This is a genomic window from Streptomyces albospinus, from assembly GCF_014648695.1.
GTDB lineage: Bacteria > Actinomycetota > Actinomycetes > Streptomycetales > Streptomycetaceae > Streptomyces > Streptomyces albospinus.
Window position 1 is genome coordinate 66,001 of record NZ_BMRP01000022.1, and the last position, 12,749, is coordinate 78,749.

At 69.4% G+C, this 12,749-nt stretch carries 10 protein-coding genes and 5 pseudogenes; 10 read left to right on the plus strand and 5 right to left on the minus strand.

From position 1 onward, the window contains the following. Window positions 1–140: 140 nt before the first annotated feature. Both IEZ17_RS42865 and IEZ17_RS26790 read right to left on the minus strand, forming a co-directional pair. Complete coding sequence (locus tag IEZ17_RS42865; protein WP_229852676.1) at window positions 141–530, minus strand: AQJ64_40280 family protein; 390 nt, start codon at window positions 528–530, stop codon at window positions 141–143. A gap of 536 nt (window positions 531–1,066) precedes the next feature. After that, window positions 1,067–1,342 (minus strand): annotated as a pseudogene (locus IEZ17_RS26790) (SDR family NAD(P)-dependent oxidoreductase); the annotation flags it as partial. An 855-nt stretch (window positions 1,343–2,197) separates the two neighbouring features. On the opposite strand from IEZ17_RS26790, the gene IEZ17_RS26795 reads away from it, so the two are divergent. After that, a complete protein-coding gene (locus tag IEZ17_RS26795; RefSeq protein WP_189304403.1) occupies window positions 2,198–3,352 on the plus strand; it encodes a Gfo/Idh/MocA family protein in 1,155 nt (384 codons plus the stop codon). Here the strand turns inward: IEZ17_RS26795 and IEZ17_RS26800 are convergent. Then, on the minus strand, window positions 3,327–3,632 hold the full coding sequence (locus tag IEZ17_RS26800) for a hypothetical protein (protein WP_189304405.1): 306 nt from the start codon (window positions 3,630–3,632) through the stop codon (window positions 3,327–3,329). The genes IEZ17_RS26795 and IEZ17_RS26800 overlap by 26 nt on opposite strands. A 7-nt stretch (window positions 3,633–3,639) precedes the next feature. Then, window positions 3,640–4,089, minus strand: a complete 450-nt coding sequence (locus IEZ17_RS26805; RefSeq protein ID WP_229852677.1) for an ATP-binding protein — start codon at window positions 4,087–4,089, stop codon at window positions 3,640–3,642. A gap of 124 nt (window positions 4,090–4,213) precedes the next feature. Here IEZ17_RS26805 and IEZ17_RS26810 point away from each other — a divergent pair, with 124 nt between their 5' ends. The 8 genes and pseudogenes from IEZ17_RS26810 (at window position 4,214) to IEZ17_RS26840 (ending at window position 11,657) form a co-directional block, all read left to right on the plus strand. After that, on the plus strand, window positions 4,214–4,693 hold the full coding sequence (locus IEZ17_RS26810; RefSeq protein WP_189304409.1) for a MarR family winged helix-turn-helix transcriptional regulator: 480 nt from the start codon (window positions 4,214–4,216) through the stop codon (window positions 4,691–4,693). Between the two features lie 133 nt (window positions 4,694–4,826). Next, complete coding sequence (locus IEZ17_RS26815; RefSeq protein ID WP_189304411.1) at window positions 4,827–6,065, plus strand: cytochrome P450; 1,239 nt, start codon at window positions 4,827–4,829, stop codon at window positions 6,063–6,065. A gap of 36 nt (window positions 6,066–6,101) precedes the next feature. Beyond that, window positions 6,102–6,329, plus strand: coding sequence for a ferredoxin (locus IEZ17_RS26820; protein ID WP_189304413.1), 228 nt, complete (start codon window positions 6,102–6,104; stop codon window positions 6,327–6,329). Window positions 6,330–6,358: 29 nt separating this feature from the next. Next, window positions 6,359–7,173, plus strand: a pseudogene (locus IEZ17_RS26825) (NAD(P)/FAD-dependent oxidoreductase); the annotation flags it as partial. A gap of 60 nt (window positions 7,174–7,233) precedes the next feature. Then, window positions 7,234–7,569 carry an oxidoreductase C-terminal domain-containing protein gene (locus IEZ17_RS42870; protein WP_229852683.1) on the plus strand — a complete coding sequence of 112 codons (336 nt, stop codon included), beginning with the start codon at window positions 7,234–7,236 and terminating at the stop codon, window positions 7,567–7,569. 252 nt (window positions 7,570–7,821) lie between these two features. Next, a pseudogene (locus IEZ17_RS42875) lies at window positions 7,822–8,022 on the plus strand (thiamine pyrophosphate-dependent enzyme); the annotation flags it as partial. A gap of 713 nt (window positions 8,023–8,735) precedes the next feature. Beyond that, the gene (locus tag IEZ17_RS26835) at window positions 8,736–10,205 is read left to right on the plus strand and encodes a competence protein CoiA family protein (protein ID WP_229852678.1); all 1,470 of its coding nucleotides are present in this window, start codon (window positions 8,736–8,738) and stop codon (window positions 10,203–10,205) included. 573 nt (window positions 10,206–10,778) lie between these two features. Beyond that, a complete protein-coding gene (locus IEZ17_RS26840; RefSeq protein ID WP_189304415.1) occupies window positions 10,779–11,657 on the plus strand; it encodes an MOSC domain-containing protein in 879 nt (292 codons plus the stop codon). A 51-nt stretch (window positions 11,658–11,708) separates the two neighbouring features. Here the strand turns inward: IEZ17_RS26840 and IEZ17_RS42880 are convergent. Continuing rightward, window positions 11,709–11,921 (minus strand): annotated as a pseudogene (locus tag IEZ17_RS42880) (IS5/IS1182 family transposase); the annotation flags it as partial. Window positions 11,922–12,406: 485 nt separating this feature from the next. Here IEZ17_RS42880 and IEZ17_RS26845 point away from each other — a divergent pair. Continuing rightward, window positions 12,407–12,721, plus strand: a pseudogene (locus tag IEZ17_RS26845) (transposase family protein); the annotation flags it as partial. Between the last annotated feature and the right edge of the window lie 28 nt (window positions 12,722–12,749).

A 12,749-nucleotide genomic window follows, 5' to 3' on the forward strand; every position in this document is an offset into this window, starting at 1 on the left:
GTGACGCAGGAGCGCAACCGGCTCTCCGAGCAGATCGACGAACTCGTGCGGACCCGGGCCGCGTTGGACGACCTGATGGCCACGGCCCGGGCCCATCAGGAGAGCGAGGCACTTGCGTAAAGGTCCGAGCAGGCTGTGGGTCAGGTGGGGGGGCGAGTGCCCCACGCGTTCTGGAGAGCTGACTGCACGTCTTCCCCAAGAATGCCGTGCGTCATCCCGCCTGGCAGGGTGGGCAGCTCAGCCCAGTGAGTCACGGTCTCCTCACTGGTAAGGCCGTACGGCAAACGGACAACCCCGTCGGAGTCGACGAAGCAGTCCCGGTGCTCCGCTCCGTCCTCGCTCCAGTGCAGAGTCGTGAAGACCATCGGCCTCACCAGCCAAAATTCCTCCCCCAACGCCGTATCGGCCTCGGACTCGGTGGCGCTGTCAGCCGGATACCGGCCCGTGATCGCCGCTGCCACCGGTGTACCGCTCCGAGGCAGCCTCTCGCGTGCGTCAACCCACGTCACCACGGTGTTCGGATTCGTCATCTCCACCCTCACTCAGGCACTCGGCACATCGTCTTCTGCCCGTATGCCGGCGGCCGGCACGGGCTCTGCCCCGACCTCGGCATCCGGCAAGACCGCCCCACGCTCGCGAGGGTTGCTTGAGCCGGAACAAGCACGGCACCAAGCGATCCGGGACTACCGTCCGCAGCCGCGCTCGTAGCGTTGTCGGTGGCCCCGCCCCCGCGCGTGGCCGGCGGGACCGTCCCGCAGATGCGCCGGCGCTCCGGGAGTCGGGTCACCTGGTGGTGCAACCGGCCCTCGGGGTGCTGCGTCTCCTGGGCGTCGACGGGCGCGGGGAAGGGAGTCTGGGCGGACACGATCGCGGTGGCGGGGACACCCGAAGGGCCAGGACAACTTGTGGTACGCGAGATGCAGCGGCCCGTAGTCGGCTGCCTCTGCCAGGAGTTGACGAGTCGCCGGAGGCGAGCGGCTTTCCTTGAGCGCATCGATCCGGTCGACGGTGGCTACGCCGCGCGCGGTGAAAGCGCCCCGCAGAGCGCTTCCGGATGCCATCGCGTTCACCAGGGCACGGGCGTTCCGTCCCAGGAGAAGAAGCCGCCGGTGGGGCCGTCGTCCGGCAGCAGAGCCAGGCGGAGGGCACCCTGGGCGGCCTCGGCCGGGTCGCCGCCGGCAGCGGCGGCCCGGGGGTTGAGATCGGTGGCCCGCAAACCGGGGGCGAGCGCGTTGACCTTGAAGCCGTCCTCGGCCAGCGTCTGGGCGTAGAGGACGGTGAGGGCGTTGAGGGCGGCCTTGGACGACCGGTAGGCGGCGGCGCCACCGCTTCCCGGGGTGAAAAGGACGGGCACGGGTCTCCCCAGTGGTCACGGAGCGGGCTGGGCCGGGGCAGTCGGGGCCGCAGTCTCCGTCGTCGGGCACCAGCTCAGCGTCTGGACGAAGGGGGGTCGCCAACACGACTGGCATTCGTTGCCGTGGTCGTGGCCGGTGTCGGCCTGTCGATCCGCGGCGGCTCCGTTGCAAGACACCCGGTACGTGCCGCGGGAAGCACCGTGCGTGGAGGAGTTCACGCCCTGGTACGGGTCAGGCCAGGGAACGAAGGTGGCCGACCCGAGGACCTACCACACCCAGCACCATCCGGACTGCTACACCGGCCGCCCTTGGGACTGACAGCTCTTCGTCATCCTGGACCCCGGCTACGACGCGCCCCGCCTGGTCTGGCTCCGCCCGACCTGTCCGTTGAGATCTTCGGTCGGCTTCGGCCGGCCCGGGGGGTGCGGCGGCCCGCGACTGCACCACCGCCCTGCCGCGATGGCCGGATCCCCAAATATGGAACGGAGTTCTGTCCGGCCAGTCCCGAGACGTGCGGTGATCCGGACGCGGCGACAGTGCAGGCCACCGAGCGGTACGGGCCGGCTCGCGCGCGTTGAGGGGGGCATCAGCCGGGCAGGTCACGCATCCCCGACGTACAGGACGTCGCCGTGGAGGCGATCAGGGCTGGAGCCCGGCCAGTCCGCTCGCATGCGTGACCGGTACCTGGAGTTCACGGGTCGCGTGCTCCATCACACCGCAACCACAGCGGGTGGGTGGACCGCTGTGGGCGAGGCACTGAACGTGATGCTCAGACCGTGTCCTCCATGGCCATGGGCCGTTTTGAGGTGAGAGAACAGGCGACCGCGAACGCTGGGGTGCACATGACGTCCACTTCCCCTCATCAGCAGCCGATCCGCGTCGGTGTCGTAGGACTGAGCGCGAGTGGCGGGTGGGCGGCCACCGCCCATGTGCCGGCGCTGGCCGGGCTCGACGGATACGAGTTGCGGGCGCTGAGCGCCAGCAGCGCCGAGTCGGCGCGTGCCGCCGGCGAGAAGTACGCGGTGCCGCTGACCTTCGGCAGCGCACAGGAGCTGGCCCGCAGTGAGGAAGTCGATCTCGTGGTGGTGACGGTGAAGGTTCCGCACCACCTGGAACTCATCAGACCCGCGCTGGAAGCGGGAAAGATGGTGTTCAGTGAATGGCCGCTCGGTGCCGACCTCGCGCAGGCCGAGGAACTGGCCGACCTCGCGCACCGCAGGGGATTGCTGACGGCTGTCGGCCTACAGGCCCGGTCGGCTCCACCACTTCGGTATCTGCGGGACCTGGTCGCCGACGGCTACGCGGGGCGGGTGCTGTCGACCAGCATGCTCGGCTCGGGCTGGATCGGCGGCGCCACCTACGACGACAACTATGCGTACGTGCTGGACGTCACGAGCGGCGCCACGCTCCTGTCGATCCCCTTCGGGCACTCGGTCGACGCGCTGACCATGGTGCTCGGGGAGTTCCGCGAGGTGTCGGCCCACATCGAGAACCTGCGCTCGGAGGTCACCCACGTCACGAGCGGAGCGGTCACGGCCAAGACCGCAGAGGACCAGATCGCCGTCACTGGTGTGCTGGAGTCGGAGGCCGTGGCCGCGATGCACCTCCGCGGTGGGACGTCCCGCGCCACCGCGTTTCATTGGGAGATCAACGGCACGGAGGGCGATCTCGTCGTCAAGGCCGACCAGGCTCTGTGGTTCCAGGGGCGGCTTCGGCTGTACGGCGCCCGGGGCGAGGACGGCGCCCTGACCGAACTTCCGGTTCCCGCCCGCTACCAGCGGTCGCTGACACAATGGACCGAGCGATCCGCCGAACCCGCCTGCAACGTCGCCCACGAGTACGCGCTTCTACGCGACCAGATCACCGGGAGCCTGGCGCCGGACACCGACGGCGTTCCCGATTTCCGGCACGCCGTCCGGCGGCACCGCATGCTGGAGCGGATCCGAGAGGCGGCGTGCGCCGGCCGGAAGGTCACACTCGCGGAGCAGGGCTCGTAAGCCCCGGACCGAGTCGGGCCGTGGTCTCGACCGTCTCACCCTCGGCGAGGATGCGGTGGATCGTGGCGGCTGAGGGGCACTTGCCCCGGCGCTTGCCCGAGGTGATGACGAACCTTTGGGCGATCCGCGGAACGGGCACGCCGTTGGCCCGCAGGGTGCGGGCGTAGGCGGCCATGTCGTCGTCGACAGCCTCGGTTCGTCCACCGTGTCGATCGCGTTCGCGGGCGGACGCTTGGCCTTCGACGGATTCCTTGCGGGACTGCGCAGCCTGCTGCCGCACGGTCGAGTCAGGGCACGGTGGTGACGTCGGCCCAGTGGATCGCGTGTCCGGGCTCCTCGCGGTCTCCGTGCGCGGCGGTGAGCTGATCGATGATCTCCAGCCCGCGGCCGTGCTCGTCGGGGGTGCAGCTGGCTGCCCAGTCGCCGTGCGTGGTGGCGGGGCCTCCGTCGGACACCTCGATGTGCATCCGCCGGGTGCCCGGGTCGCGGCTCAGTCCGAAGTTCAGCGGGGGCCGGGCATGCTCCACGGCATTGGTGACGAGTTCGGACACGGTCAGCAGCACCGAATCGGCCACCTCCTCGGCGACGCTCCACCGAGTGAGGACCTCTTTGGTGATCTTGCGGGCTTCTCCGGCGGCTTCCGGGCGGTGAGCCAGGGGCCATGTGCCCACTGATGCCCGCGGACGGCGGGCAGTGATCTGCCGCAGGGGGATATCTGGGGCGTAGGTGCAGGTCACGGCCATCACCTTCTTCCGGCGCCGCCGTGGCGCCTCGGTTGTGACCAGAGCCTCTGACGGTCTACCCCATTTATATCACTCCTCTATATAGATTTTCTATATAGAGGAGTGATATAAATGGGGTATGGATGAGACGTCTGAAGAGGGTCTCCAGGAAGTGGCGGCGGTGCTGAACGAGCTGGCCACCGGGATGGTCAGGCATCTCCTGTCGGACCGGCAGAGCATGAGCCTGACCACCGTCGCGGCGCTCAGCCGGCTGGAGCAGGAAGGTCCGATCCGGCTGACCGTGCTGGCAGCGGCGGAGGGCATGGCCCAACCGTCGATGACCGTGTTGGTCCATCGGCTGGAAGCCCAGGGGCTGGCGTCACGAGTGAGCCATCCCGAGGACGGGCGGGTCCGCCTCGTGGCCATCACGGATGCCGGGCGAGAGCTGATGGCCGAGCGCCGGCGCGCGCAGAGTGCCCGGGTGGCCGACATGCTGGCCGCGTTGCCCGAGCGGGACGTACGGGCTCTGGGCAAGGCCATGCGCACGGCACTGCCCATCGTCCGGCGCATGCTGCGGGCAGCGGGGCCCCACCCCACCAGTGGCGGTTCGGCTTCCTGATCCTCCTGGCCGCGTTCTTCGGTGTCTCCTCCAACCGGCGGGCCCCGCTCCGCCGTTCCGTCGCGCCCCCCGCGCGCCGGGCCCCGGTCCTGGCACCCGCCCCGTAACGGACTTCCGGAAAGGGTGGAGAACCATGAGCACGTTCTGGGCACCTGGCACCGATGCGCCACCGGCCGAGGCACCGGACTACCCCATGCCCCGTGCGGCCGGCTGCCCCTTCGACCCGCCGCCGGCCCTGCAAACCGTGCAGGGCCAGACTCCGATCAGCCGGGTGCGGCTGTGGGACGGCGGCACCCCGTGGCTGGTCACTCGCTACGAGGACGTGCGGGCGCTGCTGGCCGATCCGCGAATCAGCGCGGAGAGCACCCATCCGCACTACCCCCACATGAGCCCGGCCATGAAGGAGCGCCGGCGACAGTCGTGGACCTTCATCAACATGGACGATCCGGAGCACGCCCGGCTTCGCCGGATGGTCACCGCAGCCTTTTCCATCAAGCGGGTGGACGCGCTGCGGCCGGCCATTCAGAAGATCGTCGACGGCCTGATCGACGCCATGCTCGCCGGGCCCAAGCCGGTCGACCTGGTCCAGGCATTCGCGTTGCCGGTGCCGTCGCTGGTGATCTGCGAGCTGCTCGGCGTCCCCTATGCCGACCACGACTTCTTCCAGGCCAACAGCAGGGTCCTGATCAAGCGCACCACCAGCGCGGATCAGGCGCGGGTGGCCACACAACAGCTGCTGGACTACCTGGACCGGCTGATCGGCGACAAGCTGGCCCACCCGGCCGACGACCTGCTCTCCACACTGACGGAGCGGATCAGCGCCCGTGAGCTCTCCCGGAGCGAGGCAGCCGACATGGGAATGCTGCTGCTGATCGCCGGGCACGAGACGACCGCGAACATGATCGCGCTGGGCACCCTGGCCCTGCTGCAACACCCGGCCCAACTGACCCGGCTGCGCGAGAGCGACGACCCGAAGGTGGTCGCCTCGGCGGTCGAGGAACTCCTGCGCTACCTGAGCATCGTGCACAGCGGCCGGCGCCGGGTGGCCCTGGAGGACATCGAGGTCGGCGGCGTGACCATCCGCGCCGGCGAGGGCGTCGTGCTCGCCAACGATGTCGCCAACCGCGATCCCGACGCCTTCCCCGCCCCTGACCAACTGGACGTCGACCGCAACCCTCGCCACCACGTGGCCTTCGGTTTCGGTGTCCACCAGTGCCTGGGCCAACCACTGGCCCGGGTGGAGCTGCAGGTCGTCTACAGCACCCTCTACCGCCGCATCCCCACCCTCCGGTTGGCGGTGGACCTCGACGAGATCCCGTTCAAGCACGACGGGAACGTCTACGGCGTCTACGAGCTGCCCGTCACCTGGTGACGCGGCCCAAGTGCCGTAGGGAAGAGGAGGATTGTGATGAAGGTGATCGTCGATCAGAGCAAATGTGTCGCCGCCGGCCAGTGCGTGCTGAGCGCGCCGGACGTGTTCGACCAGCGAGAGGAGGACGGCATCGTCGTCCTGCTCGCCGAGAACCCGCCCGAGCACCTGGTGGAGGACGTCCGGCAGGCCGTCGTCCTGTGCCCGGCTCAGGCGATCTGGCTGGAAGAACAGGCGAAAGAGGAGAAGCAGGAGGACAAGGAGTGAAGGCGAAAGGAGGGAAGCGGATCGTCATCGTGGGAGCCTCGGCCGCGGGCCTGACCGCGGCCGAGACCCTCCGCCGCCGCGGCTGGGACGGTGAACTCGCCCTGATCGGCGATGAGTCCCGTCCGCCGTACGACCGGCCACCGCTGTCCAAGCAGATCCTGACCGGCGCGTGGGGCCCCGAGCGGGCCGCGCTGCGCTCCCCGCAGGACCTGGCGCGGCTGGAGGCCGGTCTGTGGCTCGGACGGCGCGCCGTCGCACTTGACGTGGCGGGCCGTCGGGTGCGGCTGAGCGGCGGCGAAGGCATGGACTTCGACGCTCTGATCATCGCCACCGGTGTGGTCCCGCGGCGCCTTCCCGACAGCGATCTGGACGGGGTCCACGTCCTGCGCACGCTCGACGACGCGCTGGCCCTGCGCGCCGCGCTGCTCGCCGGGCCGCGAGTGGTCGTGGTCGGCGCCGGATTCCTCGGCACCGAGGTCGCCGCGGCGGCCCGCACCATGGGCCTGGAGGTGAACCTGGTCGAGCCGGAACCCGTCCCGGTGCGCCGCCCGTTCGGCGACCGCATCGCGCGCTCGTCGCCGCACTGCACCGCGACCATGGGGCGCGCCTGCGCTGCGGGGTGCCGGTGCGGCAACTCCGGCGCGCGGGCGGGCGGGTGACCGGGGTGGACCTCGGCGACGGCACGACACTGCCGGCCGACGTCGTCGTCCTGGCCCTCGGCTCCACGCCCGCCACCGACTGGCTGACGGACTCGGGATTGAACCTGGGGAACGGGGTGGTGTGTGACGCGCGGTGCGAGGCCGCCCCCGGCATCTACGCCGCCGGCGACGTCGCGTCCTGGCACAACCCGCACTTCGGCACCCGGATGCGACTGGAGCACCGGATGAACGCCACCGAGCAGGCCATGGCCGCGGCCGGCAATCTGCTCGGCGACGCCACCCCGTTCGCTCCCGTGCCCTACTTCTGGACCGACCAATACGACGTCAAGATCCAGGCGTACGGCATCTTTCCGCCCGGTGCGGACCCGCTGATCGTCGACGGAGCCCCGTCGGACGGCCACTTCACCGCCGCCTACGGCCACCACGGGATCGTGGTCGGCGTGCTCGGCTGGAACAGCCCGCGCCAAACACGCACGCTGCGCCGCCTGGTCGTCGAACGCGCGCCGTGGACAGCCTTCACAGCCACACCCACACCCACACCCAGACACACACCCACACCCGCATTGCACTCGGCACCCTGAATTTCCCCCAGGTCTCCATAGGAAGCAATGAGAAGGAACGGCTGGTGACCACCGCCGGAACCTGCCCGGTCCATCGATCCGTTCCCTGAGCAGGGCGGGGCGCTGCGGCTGATCGGACGAGGGATGGTGCAGGCCGTCGGCGGATCGGTACTGCCAAGTGCACAGCGCGGCACTGGGGGTGACAGCCGCCAGACGTGTCACCACCGAACGGATCGCATGTCGCGACGCTGACGACCGTGTCGCACAGGATCCATGGCGCAGCAGGCCGAGTGGCTTCCCACGGTCCGGACCGGATCGTTCTTCGCCACGGCCAGCGGAGGGATCGGCTGGGGCACCCCGGCAGCGGTCGGAGTCGCACTCGGCGACCGGGACCGGGGAGTTGAGCGGCCGGTGGTCGGCCTGATCGGCGACGGCTCCTTCCAGTACTCGGTGCAGGCCATCTGGACCGCGGCCCAGCACAACCTCCCGATCGTCTACGTGGTCATGCGCAACCACGAGTACTCCATCCTGAAGTCGTTCGCCGTGTTGGAGGAGACTCCGGGTGTTCCGGGACTCGACCTGCCCGGGATCGACATCGCCTCCGTGTCCCCGCGGCTTCGGATGCCGCGCGGTCGACGTGGAAACCACTCAGGACCTGGAGCGGGAGTTCAGGTCGGCTCTGACCGCCGGCACCACGACAGTCATCGTGGTGCCCACGCAACCCCAGACGGCGATGCTGTAGGCCCTGCGGCCCCGGGAACGAGAGCTCGGCGTGCGGACCGCCGACGCCGACGCCGCAGCGCCCCATGGCCTGGCGGACGCGGTAGTCACCGGAGTTTGGCGTAGGTGTCGCCGTAGCGGATGCGGTCGAAGTACGCATCGGCGCGGACCATGTCGGCCTGGCGGGAAGTAGCACTGTCGTTCGTCCCAGACGGCACGTATGAGGAGGACGTGGCCGTCGTGGAGGATGACGGCTTTGGCGGAGGAGCGAATTGCGGGGTAGCGGGGCCTGATTCGGACGGGGGCTGCCCGCGCAGTTCACCGGTCGCGGAGTCGAGGATCGCCCGATTCAACACGGCCTGCTGCTTCCCCCGCCGCCCTTGATCGCTTCAGGCTGATTCCTGGTCTGATGCAATGTCAGTGCCCCTTGCCACACTGGTCTCCTCAGCGAGGAAACAGGAGAGCCAATGGCGTTCCGGGCCATGCACGCACAGTGGGGAACTGTCTTCGCGCACCTGCCCGATCTCGGCTGCGGACGTAGCTGGGCGCAGGTGTGGAAGACACGGCCACCGGCGCCGCTGGCCTGCGACGAATGCGGTCACGGAATGCACGCCAAGACCTCCCGCAACGGCTTACGCTTCTTCGCCCATGCCCCGGGCGCCCCTACCTGCGCACTGGGCCTGGAGTCCATCGCCCACCACCTGCTGAAGCTCGAACTGGCCAACGCCGCCCGCGACGCGGGCGCCTACGCCGAACTCGAAGCCCGCGGACCCGACGGCACATGGCGGGCGGACGTGCTGGCCAGCGACCCCACCGGGGCCTGGAAGGTGGCTCTGGAAGCTCAGCTCGCGCCGATCACCGACGCCGACATCACCGCCCGCACCGAGAAGATGCAGGCCGACGGCGTCACCTCGATCTGGTTCAGCGACCGGCCCCGCCCGCCCTGGCTGGGCTCTGTCCCCTCCATACGCCTGGAGCGGCCCGACGGTGCTGGGTACCTGTCCGTCGCCGAGGGCCTGGTGAAGTTCGAAGACCGCGGCTGGGAGCCGGTCCCGGCTTCCCTCACCGACTTCCTCGCCTGGGCATTCGCCCACCGCATCGTCCCGCACACCCCGCGGACCCCACTGCGGTACCCGCAGCGTGCCCTGGCCACGGCATGGACGGCGCCGCACTACATCAGGGCCGAGACCGCTCGCCTGGAGGAAGAGGAGCGGCGACGGCGTAGCAGGGAAGCCTGGCTGGCCGCGAGGGAACAGGAGAGGGAGAAGAAGCGGGAGAGGATTCGCGCCAGGAACGCCGTCACTCGGGCCAAGGCTCTGGCCGAGGCGACCGCCGCCGAGCAGGCCGCCCACACCCAGCCGCCCAGCAGACTCTGGCGGGTGGCCCGCGTCTTTCGCTATGGCGTCGCGCAGTCCCTTGCGAAGCTCGCCGACGAACACGGCATCACCGCGACCGTGGGCCTCAGCACCGGCGACCCCCGCTACGCCGGTGGCGTCCCCCTCGTCGACGAGCACGGCGTCCCGGTCGCGGTCTTCGACCCGGTCCCCGGGCGGGTACGCGGGGAGGCGTTCCTGCTGTTGGCCGGGCTGCTGCTGATCTTCCCCAGCAAGACCGACCAGCGCCGCTTCGAGAATGCGGCGAACATCAAGAAGAAGCATCGGCCCATCGACGGATACCGCACTGACTTCATCGAATCGTCGGCTGACGGGGCCGCCGGCACCCGCTCGTGCGCCTGCACCACTCCGCAGCTGGTCGCGAAGATCCACAACGCGGAGTACCCGGCCGAGCCGAGTGAGCAGGCAGGCCCCGCCACCGCGCTATTCCGTGCCGAGTGCCGCGCCTGCGGCTGCCGTTACGACAAGCCGTGGCACCGCACCGGCAACACACCCAATCCCCCGCAGCAGCGCCGCCCCGTCGATACCGGCGGGTTCACCTAACCGACCCTCGCCTGTTCCTCGTGGAGTCCAACCTGATGACCGTGTGGGATCGCCACGGGCCTAGCGGCTCCATGCCCCGCCGGTTTCGTCGAGGAGTCGGGTGATGGGCTTGTCTGGGCAGCCGAGGGTGTCTGCGACCAGGGCGTGTCTGGCGAATCAAGGTTCAGGCCAACGGCATGCCGTACCCGCTGCGCACTTCGTCCAAGATCCGGGCTGTGCGACAGTCGATGCCGTGATCGTGCGACTCCCCGCCCAGACGCGAAGATCGCCTCGTAGCCGGGAGCCGGGCTGACACATGCTCAGGGGGAGGAGACCCAGGCGCCAGGCGAGTATCCCCGCCCGATGTTCCTCGGCAGGTGCGGCTCCAGCGGAGCCGACTCCGCGTCCGAGAGATCACCTCGCCCCACATGGATCGGAACGACACAGACGCCGCCCAGTCACATGACCTTTCGGCCCCTTCCTGAGAACTCCTGACGAAGTGACCTTCAAGGTAGTTGGGTCGCTTCGAGGTTGATGACATCACGCCACCAGGACGGATGTTCTAGTCTGGTCGTCGGCTGAAGGAGGCGGCAGATGGCCGATGTCGTAGACCTGATCTGTTATCCCATCAAGGGGTGCGCGGGCACGTCCATGGGTGATGCGCTTCTCACGCCAGCGGGCCTCAAGCACGACCGCAGCTTCATGGTCATCAGTGAGGACGGTGTCTACCGCACCCAGCGCCGCCACCCCCGCCTCGCCCTGGTCCGGCCCACCGTCAGTGCCGATGGCAGCTGGCTCACGCTCGACTCGGCCGACACCACGAGCGGTTACGGCAAGGTGTGCCTCGATGTCACGACGTCCTCGCCACGACGCGACGTCGACCTGTTCGGCGCCACCTTTCAGGGAATCGACCAGGGTGACGAAGTCGCCGCCTGGCTCTCGGAGTTCCTCGGCACCCCCAGCCGCCTGGTCCGCGTGCCGCCGGAGCACGACAGGATCGCTGACGGCTTGACCCCCGGTCCCTCCGGCTACGCCGACAGCAGCGCCATACACCTGCTGTCCCGCTCGTCCCTCACCCTCCTCAACCGGCGGATCGCCGAGCGAGGCACCCCGCCCCTGCCCATGAATCGCTTCCGACCGAACATCGTCGTCGACAGCGGCTCCGGCCAAGACCATGGCAGTGACGGCGGAGACTGGGCGGCCGTACCGCACACCGAGGACCGCGCACGCCGCATCGGCATCGGCGGAGCCGAACTGGGCTATGCCAAGCTCGCGGTGCGCTGCGCGGTCACCCTGGTCGATCAGGAGGCCGGGGTACGGCAGGGGCGGGAACCGCTGCGTACGCTCGCAAGCTATCGGCGAGCGGCGAGTGGCGGCGTGGTGTTCGGCGCGAAGTTCTCCGTGGTGCGGCCGGGGAAGCTGTCTGTTGGCGATGAGGTGGTCGTCCACGAGTGGGGCGACGCCGAACTGTGAGAACTCCTCCTGCGACGAGTTCAGGCATCGCCAGCCGATGAGTGCGCATCCGAGGGTGAGGAACGCTTCGTGAATGTCGTCGCGTATCTCCCAGCGGATCCGCAGGCGGCGGAACCAGCTCACATGGGCGAACGCACGTTCCGCGACCCGGCGTTGGGTGCCCAGGCCGGAGCCGTGCCCCGTGCCACGGCGGGCGATCAGCGGCTTCACACCGAGGCCCCGGACCAGACGGCGGTACTTGTCGTGGTCGTAGCCGCGGTCGGCAAGCACGACGCATCGTCTCCCTCCGCCTGCGCGCAGGCAGCCGAGGCGGCGGTTGCCGTCCTGGCCGAGGGCAGTGGGGGAGTGCCGTGCCGGGTGGGGAAACCGGGTTTTGGCTGCCTGGTCACACACGAGGCCGGAGGCGAAGAGCTGCGACGGTCACGGCGTCGTGACAGGCCATGGCTGAGGCCGCCGAGCGGAGTCCGTAAACGGATAGCGACAACTCCATCCCCTCACCACCCGTGCTCCCCGCTGCCAGACGGCCACTCGCGCCCTCTCTGGATCCAGCGGCTCACCCACACCGAGCACGTCCACACAACGATCCGCTCGGTGCTCAACCACTACGAGAGAAGGCCCGGACTGGCGGCGCAGGGCCCTTCAGCGACCCGCTGAGAGCGACGTTGGCTGCTCTCGTCGACATCCTGCCGACCGCGACGGAATCGAGCAGCTGTGAGCACATCGAGGTGGGTCCGTCTGAACCGTGGCCACCGCGCGCCCGGCCGGACCATGTGCGTCGCGACAAAGCGTACTCATCACGCCGCAACCGCCGTTGCCTGCGACGTCGGCAGGTCAAGCGCACCAGCCCGGAACGCCGTGAGAAGCAGGCACACCGCCAACGCCGTGGCAGCGGCGGCGGGCCCACCGGCTTCGACCCGGCACGCTATGCCCGCCGGAACGAAGTCGAGCGGCTGATCAACCAGTTGAAGATCAGCCGGGCGCTGGCCACGCGCTTCGCGAGGAGGGCGTACGTCTTTCACGGCACCGTGCTCGTCGCAGCCCTCCGCCTCTGGCTTTGCACATGACTGGTCAGGTCTCTGTGGTACCGGTTCC